Genomic DNA, 16,346 nt, shown 5'->3' on the forward strand with positions numbered 1-16,346 from the left:
GAGAAATGTGCAGAGGCTATAAGCCATGATGGCTTAACTGCAGGAGAGGCGCGATGCCATTTACCGCGAGTGTTCCGCTGCGTCACCAGGCAAATTGTTATGGCCCAGCCCGCCAATAAACGGCAGACGGATACGTAGCGGTGTGAAATCCAGGCCGACGTTCAGCCCCAGCATGTTGAGTTCAAATCCCTCTTCAGCCCCCAGCGTTACGCCGGCGATACCCAGCACCGACACCTGGACCCCGCGCCCGGAGGGCGGTAGACCAATGGGATTCAGCAGCGAGCGAAAATCTTTCCCCACCGCGTTGGCGGGCAGATCCAGTTTGAGCGCGGGCACCTCGCGTCCAATATGGGCCAGAAAGGTATTACTGTTAGGGCCTGGCCAGGCGTGATAAGTATCCGGCCACGGATAGGAGGCAATTGCCGCAACAATCTGCGGGATCATAGCCTCGGCCTCCGCTCCCCGGTGCTCTACCAGTAAACGAGGTTTCGCGCCGAACCAGTAGCCATCCGGCGGATTGCTATTATGGCGCACCTTCTCCCCGCCTCCCCAGCTAATCACTTCGTAGCGGTTATATTCCGTTTCCCCAGCTCGTTTATAGATAATCCAGGGATGCACCGCCACCACACCTTTCCATCCCCAGGTCGGCGCAGCGTAGACCTGCACAATGGCCAGGCGGGCGTTTTGCTGGGGGTCAGGCGCCAGGCCAGCGGAGTCACGACGAGCGGACCACCAGCCTTCCTGCGAGCGTAGCTCCCGCTGATACATCGCCTGGGCCAGGCTGGCGCCAAGGGAGAGCAGGATGATGCAAAGAAGGCTCAGACAAACGATTTTTATGATCATGGCGGCCTGTATTCAGAAAGGAGACATCCGTATGGGCGATTATTGTCCTGACGGGGCCGGGCAGCAATATAAAACGCGCCAATCATCATCAAGAATGCCTACAGTAATGAGAACTTGCAGCCTGTAGACCCTGTCAATTCACTACAGGCACGCGATTTGCCGTAAGATTTCACGCCATTATCGTTTCGGGATCGGCCAGACGTTGCAGTACTTCTTTGCCCTGCTCATCATCACAGGTCGGCAATCCCTTATCGTCGACGAGAGTCGACTCTGGCAAAGACCCGCGCGCTCTCAAAAAGCAGACCAAAGGCGAAAATGCCGCGGTATCAGTGCCCACAACACCACTTGCGGTTCGCATTCCCTCCCCCCCTGGGCTATACCTTAGGCATCTTTATTCCCTGAGGAACAATCAAGATGAGCAAAAAAATACTGATGCTGGTCGGCGATTATGCCGAAGATTATGAAACCATGGTGCCGTTTCAGGCCTTGCAGATGATTGGTCATCAGGTTGACGCGGTTTGCCCGGATAAGCACAAAGGCGACTATATCATGACGGCGATCCATGATTTTGACGGTGCCCAGACCTACAGTGAGAAACCCGGACACCGCTTTGTCCTCAACGCCGACTTTGCCGCAGTTAAAGAACAGGATTATGACGCCCTGCTGATCCCCGGAGGACGAGCGCCGGAATATCTGCGTTTGAATGATGAGGTGCTTAAACTGGTTCAGGCATTTGACGCGGCGCACAAACCCATTGCCGCCGTCTGCCACGGCCCGCAGCTCCTGGCCGCCGCCGGAATCCTGAAAGGCCGGACCTGTAGCGCCTACCCGGCCTGCGCGCCGGAAGTACGGCTCAGCGGCGGGCATTATGCCGACATTGGTATCGATCAGGCACACGTCGACGGCAACCTGGTTACCGCCCCTGCGTGGCCCGCGCATCCGCAATGGCTGGCGAAATTTGCTGAAGTGTTGCAGTAGTAAACGTTGCATCACCGACTAATAAAACGACAACGGCGGACCGTCCAGCTGACGGTCCTTACCGAGGGCTAGTCTGGATGGTTAAACCGTCGGCACGGTTCCGCCATCGATAACGTATTCCGCGCCGGTTATCGACGCCGCCCGGTCGGAGGCTAAAAACGCAATCAGGTTGGCCACCTCTTCGGGTTGTGCCGGACGGCCCAGCGGAATTCCGCCTAATGAATCCATGATGATTTGTTTGCCTTGCGCATAATCGACCCCCTCCTGCTGCGCAAGCCGCTGCGCAAATCTGACCGCCGCCTCGGTTTCAATCCAGCCGGGCGCCACGCTCAGAACACGAACGCCCCTGGGGGAGAGCTCTTTCGACAGGCTTTTACTGTAGGTGGACAGCGCGGCTTTTGCCGCAGCGTAGGCCGTGGTTGACTCCGGCAGCGGCATCTTTCTTTGGATTGAAGAGACGTGGATAATCACCCCCTTCCCGCTGTTGAGCATCGAGGGAAGCAGTAACCGATCCAGCCTGAGCACAGGGAACAGGTTGAGATCCAGCTCCTGTTGCCACAGCGCATCGCTCAGCGCGGCAAACCCGCCCGCCGGGGACGAAGAACCGCCCAGCATATGAACGATAATATCCACACCGCCCAACTGCTCCTGCACCGCAGTGGCCAGCACAGCGCACCCGCTCGCCGTGGAGAGATCCGCCGTCACAAATAGCGCATCAACAGCAGCGTCCGGCTGATGGCGAGCGCAGGTTAACACTCGCGCCCCCAGCTGCCGGAACAGCGCCACGGTTGCCGCCCCCGCCCCTTTGGTTCCGGAGGTAATCAGTACGCGTTTTCCTTCCAGCGCCAGGAAATCAGTCATCACCGATCTCCAGCCCATCGATCTGCTCTGCCGTCAGGTGAAATAGATAGCAAGGAATGACCGGGCTACCGGGGAAATTTCCGCTGACGTTGGCGCGCACCTTCACCCTATCCCCCTGCGCGATCGCCTCAATGGGTTCGGCGACATACTGATATTTTTGTCTGGCGGCAACCTGCCATTCCCGGATGGCCTGCCGCCCGCGGTAGGTATTCCCCTCATCCTTCACCACCGCATTCGGGGTGAAGGCGCTGACAACGCTGTCCAGATCTTCAGCCGTAAAAAAGGCCTGCACTGCTGATGGCATATGCATAGTGAATCTCCCGTGATTAAACTCTACGGCTTAACTTTAAGAATCCTTTATAATTTAAACAATCAGGACAAACCGGGATGCCATGATGAAGGAAATGGGATAATGTCGCGAATCACGCTGACTGATTTAGATGCCGTTATGGCCATCGCCCGACGGGGGACCTTTCGTGCGGCGGCGATCGAACTGGGGGTATCGACCACCGCATTGAGCCACATCATCGCTAAATTTGAAGCCGAAATGGGCGTGCGTTTATTTAACCGGACCACTCGCAGCGTGGGGCTCACCGACGCCGGCCGCCTGTTTATAGATAACATCGGTCCGTCGCTACAGGGAGTGCATCAGGCCCTTGAGGTCGTCCGCTCCCGCAGTGAAACCCCTTCTGGCGTCCTGCGCATCAATACGCCTCCGTTTGCCGCCCGCGCGCTTCTCTCCCGGGTGGTACTGGAGTTTTTGCGCCGCTATCCGCAAATGCAGGTGGATATCGTCACCGATGGCCGGCTGATCGACATCGTGGCGGAAGGCTTCGATATGGGCGTACGGGTCGCCAGCCTGATACCGGAGGATATGATCGCACTGTCCCTCGGCCAGCCTCAGCGCTATGCCGTGGTGGCTTCTGCACATTATCTTTCGCACCATAAGCGGCCTGAAACCCCTGCAGACCTGCTCAATCATCCCTGCATCCGGGTGCGTCTGCCCGATGGTTCCCTCTATCGCTGGCACCTTGAGAAGCAAGGAGAAACGGTGCAGGTCGATGTCCGCGGGCAGCTGACGCTGGATGAGGCGTCGCTGGCGCGGATTGCGGTGCTGGAGCATGCGGGAATTGGTTTCTTCCTTGAACAGGATGTCATCGAGGATATTCAGGCCGGCCGGCTCATTCGTTTACTGGACGACTGGACGCCCCCTTTTCCCGGCCTGTGTCTGTATTATCCCGGTAGACGCCACCCCTCAGCCGGGCTGGCCGCGTTTCTGGCGCTGGCGCGGGAATTTGCCCAGTCCGCCAGCCGTTGAGCGAACCCTTTGCCAGCGCCAGAATAATGCTATAACGGCGACGGCAACTCTTCCCGCTGGCGCCAGGCCGCAAGTTCTTCATTAAGCCAGGCGATGAACACAGAGACTTCGGCTTTCTTTTCACTTTGCTGCGGGGTGACCAGCCAGTACGGCCAGGGATAAGGCGCAGAGCAGGCGGTGAGCTGGACCAGCTCTCCGCGGTCGATAGCGCCCTGCACCAGGGAGCGCCGCTCCAGCGCGATGCCATTGCCGAGTCGAACGGCTTCCAGGACCAGATTCGAGTCGTTGATACAGAGCCCGCCGGCGACGATCTCCCGCTCCAGTCCGGCCTTCAGACACCAGGTTTTCCAGGATTCCATCGAAAATATAATCTTACCGGCCGCCACCTCTTGCGGCGTCGCGGGCAGCGAGCCGCCGTTATAATGCGGCGCAGCCACCACAATCAGCTCATCGGCAAACATATAGCGGCTTTCCAGCCCTTCCCAGTCACCTTTCCCCATGCGAATGGCGATATCCACCGCCTCCTGTTGCATGTTGGTGACCGTCAGGCTGACCAGCAGCCGCAAGGTGATATGGGGATATCGGGCGCGAAAGCGATCCAGCCGTGGCAAGAGCCAGTGGCAGGCAAAAGAAGGTACCGTGGCCAGGGTTAACGTCGTCGTCCGCGGCTTAACGTGGACCAGACGAGTCGCATCCGCGATATGTTCCAGCGCCTCGCGGACATGCATCGCATACAGTCGCCCCTCTTCATTAATCTGCACCCCGCGTCCGTGACGAGTAAACAATCTCACGCCGAGCATCTCTTCCAGCACTTTAATCTGCTGACTGATCGCCGAATGGGTGACATGCAGCTCTTTCGCCGCCAGCGTCACGCTACCAAGCCGGGCAACGGCCTCAAAGCTTCGTAAACTGGCGATCGGTGGGTAATCCGACATGAAGCAGCTCCTTATATTCCAGCTCCTGGAGGTCAACGTTACCATTGCCCAGGGGGGAAAACCTCAGGCGACAATACCGGTCAGCCATTCTGACATCTCAGGTAAGAAATGCGTAATATTCGTCATAGCCAATCTGGCGTAATGTCTCTCTGCGGCCAGGGGCAAAGCGAACCGGGATATCCCTCCCTGGCGCAGCTTGATTGGCCAGGTATTCTCCTTTCAGAGACAGGAAAACAGGAATCATGATGAAACTCATTGGCATGTTGGACTCCCCTTATGTGAGGCGCGTCGCAGTATCTCTGGCGCTGTACGGTGTCGAATTTGAACACCTGCCGCTGTCGGTGTTTAGTGCCGTTGAGCCCTTCTCAAAAATCAATCCGGTGGTCAAGGCGCCTACGCTGATTCTGGATAACGCCGTACGACTGATGGACTCTACGCTGATCCTCCATTACTTCGAATCCCAGGCGGATATGCAGCGTAAATTACTCCCCGTCGCCGGCCCTACGCTGGCCGAAGATCTGCAGATCCTGGGGTTGATTCTGGCGGCCAGCGAAAAAGCCGTACAGCATGTTTACGAGCACCGCTTACGGCCGCCAGAGAAACAGTATCAACCGTGGATTGAACGCATCACCTGGCAGCTGCTGTCTGCCTGCCGGGAATGGAACGCCGCGCTGGAACACCGCCCGCTCAACACGCGTCTCGATCAGGTCGCGGTGACCAGCGCCGTGGTATGGACCTTTATTCAAGCGATGATCCCCGATGTGGTTAAGGCCCATGACTTCCACCCTATTCGCGCCCATAGCGAAACAGCAGAAGCTCATCCGGCCTTTAAACAGTTTCCTCTGCCCTGAGCGATAGAAAAGCGGAAAACTTATGGGGGGCACAGGGCCCCTTTTTTATTGCCCGTCACCACAAGCCGAGGGAGGCGCACAGCCCGCATGCATCCAGCTGGCTAGCGCCGGGGTTTTCGGCCACACTTAAACCCGGCTCCCGCTGCTGTACCTCAGGCGCAGATCGCTTTGCCCGGTTAACCGTCCGGCAGGCGGGAAACTGCAATGGAAGAACGTTTATCACGGGTGATTATGCATGAAGAAAATTGCGATTATCGGCGCTGGCCCCACCGGGATTTACACCCTTTTTTCCCTGTTAAAGTATCAGCAGCCGCTGGCGGTGACGGTCTATGAGCAGGCGCGTCAGGCCGGTGTCGGCATGCCATACAGCGACGAAGAAAACTCGCGCATGATGCTGGCCAATATCGCCAGTATTGAAATCCCACCGATCCTCTGTACCTATATCGACTGGCTGAAACAGCAAAGCAAGGAGCATCTTGCCCGCTATGGCGTCAGCGATGATTCGCTGCATGTTCGCCAGTTTCTTCCGCGTATCCTGCTTGGTGAGTATTTTCGCGACCAGTTTATCGGCCTGGCAGCCAGAGCCAAACAACAGGGCTTCCCGCTAACGGTGCATGAATCCTGTGAGGTCACCGACCTGCAGGCTACGGCAGAAGGCGTCAGGGTATGGGCGCAAGGTGAGCCGGCGGCGGAACGCTTCGATCTGGCGGTCATCGCCACAGGCCACGTCTGGCCCGCTGACGAGGAGTCCACCCGCACCTTCTTCCCTAGCCCGTGGTCCGGCCTGATGGATGCAGAGATCCCGGCGTGCAGGGTCGGGATCATGGGCACCTCGTTGAGCGGTATTGATGCCGCGATGGCCGTCGTGGTTCAGCACGGCGAGTTTGTCGAATCCGCCGATCGACCGCTGCAGTTCAGGCTCAATCCGGCCAGCGAAGCGCTGAATATCGTCCTGATGTCGCGCTCCGGTATTTTACCGGAAGCGGATTTTTACTGCCCGATTCCCTATGAACCGCTTGCGGTAGTGACGCCTGAAGCGCTGGAAAAGGCGATTGCCGCCGGTTCAGAAGGTTTACTTGACCGTGTCTTCCGGCTGATGGCTGAGGAGATCGACCGCGCCGATCCGCAATGGAGCGCCAGCATCGCCCTCCCGACGCTGAACGCCGATAGCTTCAGCGACGCGTGGTTCCGTGAACGGCGCCAACATGACCCGTTTCACTGGGCGCAGGCCAACCTTATGGAAGTCGAACGCAACAAGCGCGAGAAATACACCGTTGCGTGGCGCTATGTCATCCTCCGGCTGCATGAGGCCGTACAGGAGATTGTCCCGCATCTGGATGAGCGGGATAGTCAGCGCTTTAGCGCCGGGCTCGCCCGGGTGTTCATCGATAATTACGCCGCTATTCCGTCAGAGTCGATCCGCCGCCTGCTGGCGCTCCGTGAAGCCGGGGTCATCCGTATCCTCGCCCTCGGCGAGGATTACCAGATGGCGATCGAAGAGGACAAAACGGTGATTACCACCCGGGAAAACCGCGCCACCTATGATGTCTTTATCGATGCGCGCGGGCAAAGAGCGCTCAAAACGAAAGATCTGCCCTTCCCGACGTTACGGGAGCAGCTGCAGGCCACCGGCGACGATATCCCGGACGTCGGGGACGACTACACGTTACAGGAGCCTGCGGAGGTACGAGGGCGTGTGGCATTTGCGGCGCTGCCGTGGCTAATGCACGATCAGCCGTTTGTACAGGGCATTACCGCCTGCGCCGAGATGGCTGAAGCCATGGCCGGCGCCATTTCCCGGCCGGCGTCCCGTCGTCGCAGGCGTTTGCCACAGACAGACCTGTGATCGTGCATCTTAGCGCTGCCCGGGAGCGGGGTGATAAGGATCTTGCTGATGATCCTCGCTATCATCGCGTTTACGCGGGATTTCACCCTGCTCGCGCGGGTCCTCTTTTTCCGGGCGGCTGCCGCGCTCTGCGGCGTGAGTCGCCATCAATCCCCTCATGTATACCTCCGGTAGCAGCGTGGGTGATTGCGGTTGTTGGTGAGCCGGCGGCAGGAAAAGGTCCTGCGCAGGTTCCTCAACCAGCCTTATAAAGCCTGGTTGCCAGGATGCGTTTTAACAAGCGAAATGAGTTACACCGGGTCCGCACCCGACAGTGGTTATGGAACTGGTACGCCGGCGGCGACGGAGAGCCGCTTCACCGCGCCATCTTATTGAAAGGGATTCTCAATTAAATGGCGAGAATCATCCTAAAAACAGCGCTATCCGACACGCATCGCCTGTTGGCAAACCTGCCCGGCAATCAACATATTACCCGCCGCAATGCTCTTTTAGTGCCGATATTCGCCGTGGCGCAAGCGGCACATTAATGACCCAACTCCCGCCCACCGTGCGTCATCCGGCCTATCCTTAAGGTTTTACGCAGGAGGACCCTATGAGCGATAACGCAACACTCACAGCCCCGTATCCCCAGCCCCCTTTTGCCGACCAGCCGCAAACGCCGCCCGGTTTAGCATCAGAAATGGTCCCTGTACCGGATCACGGTGAGAGCAGTTACCTCGGTTCCGCGCGGCTTACGGGAAAAAGAGCGCTGATTACCGGCGGCGACTCAGGCATTGGCCGCGCGGTGGCGATCGCCTTTGCCCGCGAAGGCGCCGACGTGGCGATAAACTATTTGCCGGAAGAGGAACCTGATGCCCGGGAGGTCATCGCCCTGATCGCGGCCGAAGGGCGCAAAGCGGTGGCGCTTCCCGGCGATATTCGCAGCGAAGCGTTTTGCCAGACGCTGGTGGAACAAGCCGCCAGTCAGCTGGGCGGCCTCGATATCGTGGTCAATAACGCCGGGCGCCAGCAGTACTGTGAATCGCTGGAAGATCTCTCGACCGCCGATTTCGACGCCACCTTTAAGACTAACGTCTACGCGCCGTTCTGGATAACCAAAGCCGCGCTGCGCTATCTTCAGGCCCAAAGCGTGATCATCAATACCTCTTCCGTGCAGGCCTTTAAGCCCAGCCCGATTCTCTTTGACTATGCGCAGACCAAAGCCTGCCTGGTGGCCTTTACCAAATCGCTGGCCAAACAGCTGGGGCCGAAAGGCATTCGGGTCAACGCGGTCGCTCCCGGCCCCTACTGGACGGTGCTGCAATCGAGCGGCGGCCAGCCGGAGGAAAAAGTCCGCCAGTTCGGCGCCGATACGCCGTTGGGCCGCCCGGGCCAGCCGGTAGAGATCGCCCCGCTGTATGTGACCCTCGCTTCTGACGCCTGCTCCTTCACCTCAGGCCAGGTCTGGTGCTCGGATGGCGGCGACGGGGTGTTATAGCGGCCATTTTCGGCAAGGCGCAACGCAGAGGAGTCCTGTCCAAAAGGGCTTCTCATCGCTATTAACAGGCGTCATCCACGCAGGCAGGCGAGATATTTCTCTGCGGAACGTTGTACCCTTTCGTGCGCGTTTTTCGGCATATCTTGCCCTTCGAAGGCGCCGTACAGTCGGCTAAACCGCACGCCGGCCAGCCGCTGCCTGATGCTTTCAATTACCGGCGCGGGCAACGGCAGCATATTTGGGTAGCTCCACATAAAAGAGACCGCATCCGCGCCGGGAGTCACCTGCAGGATGTCGCCCACCAGCAGCGTGCCATCGCCCTCGCGCCAGTGTAGAACGGTTCCCCCGGCAAAGTGGCCGCCCAGTCGCAACAGCTGCACCGAGGGCCATAGCTCAAGCGCATCGCCCTGCCACAGGCGAATCGCCGGGCTATGGCGCACGATCCACTCGCTATCGCTGGCATGCAGATAGACCGGTGCATCAAAGGCGGCCGCCCAATCCTGCATGGTGGTGTAGTAATGGGGGTGGGAAATCGCGATAGCATCAATACCGCCGAGCGCCGTTATCAACGCCCTCGTGGCAGCATCGAGATTGGCAATGCAATCCCACAGAATATTGCCCTGCGGCGTTCTGAGCAGAAAGGCGCGCTGATTGATAGCGAACCGGGGAACGGTTTTAAGGCTAAACAGCGCATGGTCATGCTGCTGCCAGGCGTTGGTATGACGGCTGATGAGATCGTCAAAGGCTATCCACGCCTGTCCGCTGACCGGGACATACTGCCGCTCATCGTCACAAATCTTGCAGCGTAAGATTGTGGCTCTTGTTTCGTCATACGACGTGCCGCACGTTTCACACAGCTTAATCATTATTCCCCCTCCTGCACGATGGTAAAGCAGTCATGAGTATGGCAAATGCGCGATGACGGTCGGTCATGATGCAGGCGACGGGAAAGCCACAGGGGAAAAATGGGGGGACCAGTCAAAAAACGGGATGCTGAGATCCAGGGCTTCCCTGCCCTGATGAGAGAAATTACTCGAAGTAGACGGCCGGGTTCTCCGACAGCGATACGAAGGTTTTGGTGTTCTTATCCAGCGCGCCAATCGCCCCGCTTTCGATATCGTAGACCCAGCCGTGCAGGCGCAGCGCCTTATCGCGCAGACCCACGGCAACCGACGGGTGAGTTTTGATGTTGTTCAGCTGTGCGATGACGTTTTCCCGCACCATCGCATTCACTTTATCGATTTCACTGTTCCAGGTGCCTTTCTCGACCACCGCTTTTGCCGCATCGGCATAGCGCAACCAATGCGCCACCGCCGGCATCGGATCCAGACACTGACAAGTCGCAACCGCAGTCATCGCGCCGCAGTTGGAATGGCCGCAGATCACAATATCGGTGACGCCCAGGGCAACAACGGCATATTCGATAGTCGCGGAAACGCCGCCCGGCTCTGGCCCGAACGAGGGCACGATATTCCCCGCGTTACGAATGACAAAGAGCTGTCCCGGTTCCTGCTGGGTCACCAGTTCCGGTACCAGGCGGCTGTCAGAACAGGAGATAAACAGCGCTTTGGGATTCTGACTGGAGGCCAGGCTACGGAAGAGCTCTTTACGCTGCGGGAAGATCTCTTTCTGGAAGTTGAGGAAACCCTCAATGATATGTTGCATAGCAGTGTCTCTTTTCTCGGTATGAATTACGGTATGACAAAGATCACAGTTTGTCAGTGTATCACCGCAGCAGAGAATAGGAATCGTTATTCAAATGGAATCTATATGTTGCAGCCCCGATCGTTTCTGCGGGGCTGTTCAGAAATACAGGCGAACTCACGCCTCCGGCAGCGTAATGGATGCGTTGCGTCCGCATGCGCACGATCGCCTCGCTATATGAAAAATTTTATCGCCTGTTGCAACGTCGTTCCCATCCCCCACAGCAGCGGTAGACCCACAGCAAACCAGCTTAACGTTAGTAGCACAACGGAGGGACGGGCCTCCCACGTCAGCTGCGCGTTAGCATTAATGGTATACATGCCCTTAGCCTGCTGCTGCTGTTCGGCGGTCATGGCATATTTTTCCGCAATCGGGCGCACAAGCTGGTTGCAGATGAAACCCATAACCAGTAATGCCGTCAAGACCAGCAGCGTAATATCATAGATCCGCGCCGGGGCGATGCCTTGCGCCAGCTGATATTCTCGCAGATAATTCACCAGCACCGGCCCGCTAATGCCGGCAGCGGACCAGGCGGTCAGCAGACGACCGTGAATCGCGCCAACCATCTGAGAGCCAAAGACATCGGCCAGATAAGCCGGAATGGTGGCAAAGCCGCCGCCATACATCGAAATAATGACGCACAGCGCGCAGACGAAAAGCGCCACATAGCCACCGTGGTTGGTCAGCGGCAACGTCCCGTATAACAACGCCCCCAGAAAAAAGATTAAGGCAAAAGTGGTCTTTCTGCCGCACATATCCGACACCGAAGCCCAGAAGAAACGGCCCAGAATATTAAACAAACTGAGCAGGCCGGTGAATCCGGCGGCCATCGTCGCAATCCGCTTCAACTGTTCGCCACTTAATTCATTCCAGCTCAGGTCCTGCGAGAGGAGCTTTCCGGCAAAAATCTCCTGCAGCATGGGTGAGGCCATACCCAAAATGCCGATACCGGCGGTGACATTCAACCACAACACCAGCCACAGCAGCCAGAACTGGGGCGTTCGCCACGCCACGCTGACATGTACCTGTATGGTGGAATGATTACGCATCACTTTTTGCGCTTTCTCCCCCGAGGGATGCCAGCCCATCGGCGGCAAACGGTAGCCAAACGTACCGCACAACATAAACAGCGAGTAGATCCCCGCCAGCGCCAGGATACTCTGCCAGACGCCGTTTCCTTGCGGACCGGCAAAAAAGTTCATCAGCCAGTTCGCCAGCGGCGCGCCAACCAGTGCTCCGCCGCCGAAGCCCATGATCGCCATGCCGGCAGCCATCCCACGTTTGTCCGGAAACCAGCGCAGTAACGTAGAAACCGGCGCTATGTAGCCCAGCCCCAGGCCAATACCGCCAATCACTCCGGCTCCCAGCCACAGTAGCCACAGCTGATGACTGTAAATGGCCAGAGCGGAGAGCAGCAACCCGCCGCACCAGCACAGCGTCGCGACGAGACTCACCAGTCGCGGACCGACTTTTTCCAGCCAGCTTCCCCAGAGTGCCGCGGCGCAGCCAAGGAAAACAAAAAACAAGGTATAGGTCCAACCCAGCAGCGAAATTTTCCAGTCACATTCTCGGGTCAATAGCTGCTGCCAGAATGACATCTCAGCCGGACACTGCAGAGGTTGTATACCGCCAATTAACTGCGACATTGGCAACCAGAAGACGGAAAAGCCGTAAGCCATACCGATGCATAAATGCACGGCTAACGCCGCCGGAGGGACCAGCCAACGGTTAAATCCGGGGCGGGCAATGATGCGAGACTTTGCAAAAAAGGGGGTGATCGGTGATACGGCTAAGGGAGGTGTATTCTCATTGAGTTGCGCCATAATCCTGTCCTTATCATGTTTGCTAACCGGCGGCCTCAGCGGCCGAAGACAGAGTTACAAAGCAATAATGACGCCACCTGGTTAAAAAACAGACAGAAATGAAGACTGAAGCGAGCAAGCACTGCCCGCTGTTGGCCTCACAGGCAGCAGTGAATGAGTCAAACCACAAGCCGGAGTAAAGAAGAGATGATTTTGATAATTGCCGCTCTCAGAGTGATAACCCGCCGCCACTCGGGCACACGTTTAGCATAAGGGCTATCCTTGCCCGTTCACGAATCAGATGCCAATCAGTTCGTACTTTTTAATTTTGCGATACAGCGTGGCAATGCCAATTCCCAGCTCATCCGCTGCCTGCTTCTTATTGCTGTAGCGAGTCAGAGCGTCGCGAATCATCTGTTTTTCCATCGCTTCCAGCGCCGTACTGCCCTCTTCCTCTTTAACCTCCGCTGCCTCGCCTGGCAGGCTGGCATCGCGCCCGGTGGTTTTACCGCTGCAGATTAAGTTAGGAGGAAGCAATGACGCATCAATCACCTCACCAGATGGCACAACGTTGACCAGATACTCCATCAAATTGCTTAGCTCGCGGATATTGCCAGGCCAATGATAGCGCTTAAGCAAACCGATTACCTCGGGAGAGACGCCGGGATAGACCAGCTCGAGACGGCGGGTATGCAGCTGCAGGAAATGGTGAATGAGCAGCTCGATGTCATCCTGCCGCTCGCGTAGCGGCGGCAACCTTAACGGAATCACGTTAAGCCGGTAATAGAGGTCCTCACGGAATTTACCCTCGGCGATAAACTGCGCCAGGTTTTGGTTGGTGGCGGAAATAATGCGGATATCAACCGGAACCGGGTGACTGGCCCCTACCGGCTGGATCTCACGCGACTCAATTGCTCTTAGCAGCTTTGCCTGCAGGGTAAGCGGCATATCGCCAATCTCATCGAGAAACAGCGTACCGTGATTCGCCGCCTGTATCAGCCCGGGTTTACCGTTAGCCGACGCGCCGGTAAATGCCCCCTTTACGTAACCAAACAGCTCGCTCTCCAGCAGCTGTTCCGGGATAGCCGCACAGTTGATAGCAATAAACGGCTTTGCCTGTCGGTCGCTCAGCTTATGAATGGCGCGGGCGACAACCTCTTTTCCGGTCCCGCTTTCGCCAGCAACCATCACGCTGGACGGACCGCGCGCTATGCGGCTAATCAGTTTTTTCAACTGACGCATCGGGCGACATTCGCCAATCAGCTGCTCAATCTGCGGCTCGTCCTGCGCCGAACTGAAATCCGTCGTGGCGTGCGATTGATGAAACGCCATTAAGAATAGCCACTGATCCTGAACAGCATGCAGCTGCCCGATAATAAGTTCTTTCTTGTCATCAAAGGAGATCACATGCTGCATATGGCCGCGAACAAAATTATGTTCAAAGGTTAACGGGCGAAAAGTAATCGTTTTGCCAACCATATTTCCCTGATTCACGCCAAGAATCTTTAATGCCGTCTGGTTAGCAAATTTTATCTTTTGATCGAGGCTAACCACCAGCACCCCTTGATCCATATTTTCAATCATGGTCAAAAATATTTTTTGAATATTATCGCTACTGCCCTGACCTTCCAGCAACCGCGAAACAAATATTGATGAGACATGGCGAACGTAATCGGAGAATTCGTGGAGATTGTCCTTAATTCGCTCCTGCTGCTCGCGGGTTAACGCAATAAGGCTAATAACGCCCACGCACTGCCCCTGATAAATAACAGGCGTGCCAAGAAACGCTTTCTCTTTGCAATTCTCTTTGCTGGCACATCCTTTACAAAGGGGATCAAAACGTGAATGGGTAACAACTTTGTCTTTTTTTGTTTCTATTATGTAACGCAAAAGTCGCGAATCTTCATTCAACTTTTTTCCAAGCAACCTCCCGTACGCCCCTGTCCCGGCGACGCGACAGAGTGTGTTATCGACAATCTCGACCTCAAGCTGAAGAACGCTGGAAAGCATACGAGCAAATCGTTGAATTGTGGGTTGAATTTGCATCAATACGGATAAGGTGTTAGAGGAAATCATAATGAACCCTTACTCTCACTAACCGAAAACTATCTTTATTCTTTCCCGATGATACTACCCCAGGGTGGGAAGTATTTGATGCAGATAAAATCCCCTTTTCACTCTTTGACGGAAATATGGAGGCGATATCACATTTTCATATCAATATGAGAATTCGCAGAGGGTTTTTATCAATTTGACGATAAACCCGTCTCTTCTCCCCCCACTCAGTTGCCTGTGAATAAAAGAAACCGCATTCAAGCCAGCATAACGAAAATGAATCTTATTTACCTCACCCCCAGGTTCACCGATGTTTACGTGATCGTCATCGCATAATTACGGCCATTTATCTCTGCGCCTGCCTCTTTATCAGGAACTGGCACAGTTATTGTTAGTGAATATACAGCGCTGGCCGTCGCCACTTCACGCTCGCCGCTCCCGACCGCACAGCAATCATTAAGCTCGTCATTCACTACCAGGATCTAAAAATGAAAACTGTTAACGAACTGATTAAGGATATCAACCACCTCAACTCCAACCTGTACGATAAAGACTTCCTGCTGACGTGGGAGCAGTCTCCGGATGAACTGAAACAGGTGCTGGATGTTGCCGAAGCCTTAAAGACGCTGCGCGCAGAGAATATTGCCACCCAGGTGTTTAATAGCGGGCTGGGAATTTCTGTTTTTCGCGATAACTCAACCCGCACTCGCTTCTCCTATGCCTCAGCGCTGAATTTGTTAGGTCTCGCGCAGCAGGACCTGGATGAAGGCAAATCACAAATTGCCCACGGCGAAACCGTTCGCGAAACCGCCAATATGATCTCATTTTGCGCCGATGTTATCGGTATTCGCGATGATATGTATCTTGGCGCCGGCAATGCCTACATGCGTGAAGTCGGCGACGCGCTGGATGACGGATACCAACAGGGCGTACTGCCGCAGCGCCCGGCCCTCATTAACCTGCAGTGCGATATTGACCACCCGACGCAGGCAATGGCCGATCTTGCCTGGCTGCGTGAACATTTCGGATCGCTGGAAAACCTGAAAGGTAAAAAAATCGCCATGACCTGGGCCTACTCGCCAAGTTACGGCAAACCTCTCTCGGTACCTCAGGGAATTATCGGTCTGATGACCCGCTTTGGTATGGACGTCACTCTGGCACATCCGGAAGGCTACGATCTGATTCCGGACGTCATCGACGTGGCGAAAAACAACGCCAAAGCTTCTGGCGGTCACTTCCGTCAGGTCACCGATATGGCGGAAGCATTTAAGGATGCGGACATTGTTTATCCGAAGTCCTGGGCGCCTTATAAGGTGATGGAAAAACGCACCGAACTGCTGCGCGCTAACGATCATGCCGGGTTAAAAGCCCTGGAGCAGGCCTGCCTGGCGCAAAACGCCAACCATAAAGACTGGCACTGTACTGAAGAGATGATGGCGCAGACTCAAGGCGGCGAGGCGCTATATATGCACTGTCTGCCTGCCGATATCACCGGCGTCTCCTGCGACGAGGGGGAAGTCACCGAAGCCGTCTTCGAAAAATACCGGATCGCCACCTACAAAGAAGCCAGCTGGAAGCCATACATCATCGCCGCCATGATTTTGTGCCGCAAATACGCCAGACCAGGTCAGTTGCTGGAACAACTGCTCAACGAAGCGCAAAAACGCGTCAAGTAA

The 16,346-nt window shown here is 56.3% G+C and carries 16 protein-coding genes; 7 read left to right on the forward strand and 9 right to left on the reverse strand.

Translation table 11 applies throughout. The annotated features are described in order from the left end of the window. Window positions 1-60: 60 nt before the first annotated feature. The gene (locus AC007G_RS20370; protein ID WP_032687303.1) at window positions 61-843 is read right to left on the reverse strand and encodes a DUF3750 domain-containing protein; all 783 of its coding nucleotides are present in this window, start codon (window positions 841-843) and stop codon (window positions 61-63) included. 414 nt (window positions 844-1,257) lie between these two features. Here AC007G_RS20370 and AC007G_RS20375 point away from each other — a divergent pair, with 414 nt between their 5' ends. Beyond that, entirely contained in the window at window positions 1,258-1,821 is a 564-nt protein-coding gene (locus AC007G_RS20375) for a DJ-1/PfpI family protein (protein WP_085397442.1), read from the forward strand. Window positions 1,822-1,902: 81 nt separating this feature from the next. Here AC007G_RS20375 and AC007G_RS20380 read toward each other — a convergent pair whose 3' ends face one another. Together AC007G_RS20380 and AC007G_RS20385 are read right to left on the reverse strand one after the other, a co-directional pair. Beyond that, window positions 1,903-2,682, reverse strand: a complete 780-nt coding sequence (locus AC007G_RS20380; protein ID WP_142630776.1) for an SDR family oxidoreductase — start codon at window positions 2,680-2,682, stop codon at window positions 1,903-1,905. After that, window positions 2,675-2,992 (reverse strand): nuclear transport factor 2 family protein, encoded by a 318-nt coding sequence (locus AC007G_RS20385; protein WP_142630777.1) that lies wholly within the window; start codon window positions 2,990-2,992, stop codon window positions 2,675-2,677. The genes AC007G_RS20380 and AC007G_RS20385 overlap by 8 nt, the downstream gene beginning before the upstream one ends. 102 nt (window positions 2,993-3,094) lie before the next feature. Here AC007G_RS20385 and AC007G_RS20390 point away from each other — a divergent pair, with 102 nt between their 5' ends. Beyond that, window positions 3,095-4,000, forward strand: a complete 906-nt coding sequence (locus AC007G_RS20390) for a LysR family transcriptional regulator (protein WP_032699644.1) — start codon at window positions 3,095-3,097, stop codon at window positions 3,998-4,000. 29 nt (window positions 4,001-4,029) lie between these two features. Here AC007G_RS20390 and AC007G_RS20395 read toward each other — a convergent pair whose 3' ends face one another. Beyond that, window positions 4,030-4,935, reverse strand: coding sequence for a LysR substrate-binding domain-containing protein (locus AC007G_RS20395; protein ID WP_047665019.1), 906 nt, complete (start codon window positions 4,933-4,935; stop codon window positions 4,030-4,032). A gap of 245 nt (window positions 4,936-5,180) precedes the next feature. Between AC007G_RS20395 and AC007G_RS20400 the strand changes: the two genes are divergently transcribed. Both AC007G_RS20400 and AC007G_RS20405 read left to right on the forward strand, forming a co-directional pair. Next, window positions 5,181-5,786, forward strand: coding sequence for a glutathione S-transferase (locus AC007G_RS20400; protein WP_142630792.1), 606 nt, complete (start codon window positions 5,181-5,183; stop codon window positions 5,784-5,786). A gap of 235 nt (window positions 5,787-6,021) precedes the next feature. Continuing rightward, window positions 6,022-7,632, forward strand: a complete 1,611-nt coding sequence (locus AC007G_RS20405) for an FAD-NAD(P)-binding protein (protein ID WP_046852347.1) — start codon at window positions 6,022-6,024, stop codon at window positions 7,630-7,632. A 9-nt stretch (window positions 7,633-7,641) separates the two neighbouring features. Here AC007G_RS20405 and AC007G_RS20410 read toward each other — a convergent pair whose 3' ends face one another. Next, entirely contained in the window at window positions 7,642-7,779 is a 138-nt protein-coding gene (locus AC007G_RS20410) for a hypothetical protein (RefSeq protein ID WP_165457277.1), read from the reverse strand. Between the two features lie 245 nt (window positions 7,780-8,024). On the opposite strand from AC007G_RS20410, the gene AC007G_RS20415 reads away from it, so the two are divergent. Together AC007G_RS20415 and AC007G_RS20420 are read left to right on the forward strand one after the other, a co-directional pair. After that, window positions 8,025-8,159, forward strand: coding sequence for a hypothetical protein (locus AC007G_RS20415; protein WP_255380408.1), 135 nt, complete (start codon window positions 8,025-8,027; stop codon window positions 8,157-8,159). A 65-nt stretch (window positions 8,160-8,224) separates the two neighbouring features. Continuing rightward, a complete protein-coding gene (locus AC007G_RS20420; protein WP_032696018.1) occupies window positions 8,225-9,109 on the forward strand; it encodes an SDR family oxidoreductase in 885 nt (294 codons plus the stop codon). Window positions 9,110-9,180: 71 nt separating this feature from the next. Here the strand turns inward: AC007G_RS20420 and AC007G_RS20425 are convergent, their stop codons facing one another. The 4 genes from AC007G_RS20425 to AC007G_RS20440 all read right to left on the reverse strand — a co-directional run bounded on the left by AC007G_RS20425 (window position 9,181) and on the right by AC007G_RS20440 (window position 14,691). Then, window positions 9,181-9,975 carry an MBL fold metallo-hydrolase gene (locus AC007G_RS20425; RefSeq protein ID WP_142630778.1) on the reverse strand — a complete coding sequence of 265 codons (795 nt, stop codon included), beginning with the start codon at window positions 9,973-9,975 and terminating at the stop codon, window positions 9,181-9,183. 163 nt (window positions 9,976-10,138) lie between these two features. After that, window positions 10,139-10,774, reverse strand: coding sequence for a carbonic anhydrase (locus tag AC007G_RS20430; protein ID WP_004862810.1), 636 nt, complete (start codon window positions 10,772-10,774; stop codon window positions 10,139-10,141). A gap of 212 nt (window positions 10,775-10,986) precedes the next feature. Then, entirely contained in the window at window positions 10,987-12,636 is a 1,650-nt protein-coding gene (locus tag AC007G_RS20435) for an OFA family MFS transporter (RefSeq protein ID WP_032699634.1), read from the reverse strand. A 276-nt stretch (window positions 12,637-12,912) separates the two neighbouring features. Further along, window positions 12,913-14,691, reverse strand: coding sequence for a sigma-54 interaction domain-containing protein (locus AC007G_RS20440; RefSeq protein ID WP_032696016.1), 1,779 nt, complete (start codon window positions 14,689-14,691; stop codon window positions 12,913-12,915). 467 nt (window positions 14,692-15,158) lie between these two features. Here AC007G_RS20440 and ygeW point away from each other — a divergent pair, with 467 nt between their 5' ends. Next, on the forward strand, window positions 15,159-16,346 hold the full coding sequence (ygeW, locus tag AC007G_RS20445; protein WP_142630779.1) for a knotted carbamoyltransferase YgeW: 1,188 nt from the start codon (window positions 15,159-15,161) through the stop codon (window positions 16,344-16,346).

The organism is Klebsiella sp. CSG-1 (assembly GCF_056521145.1).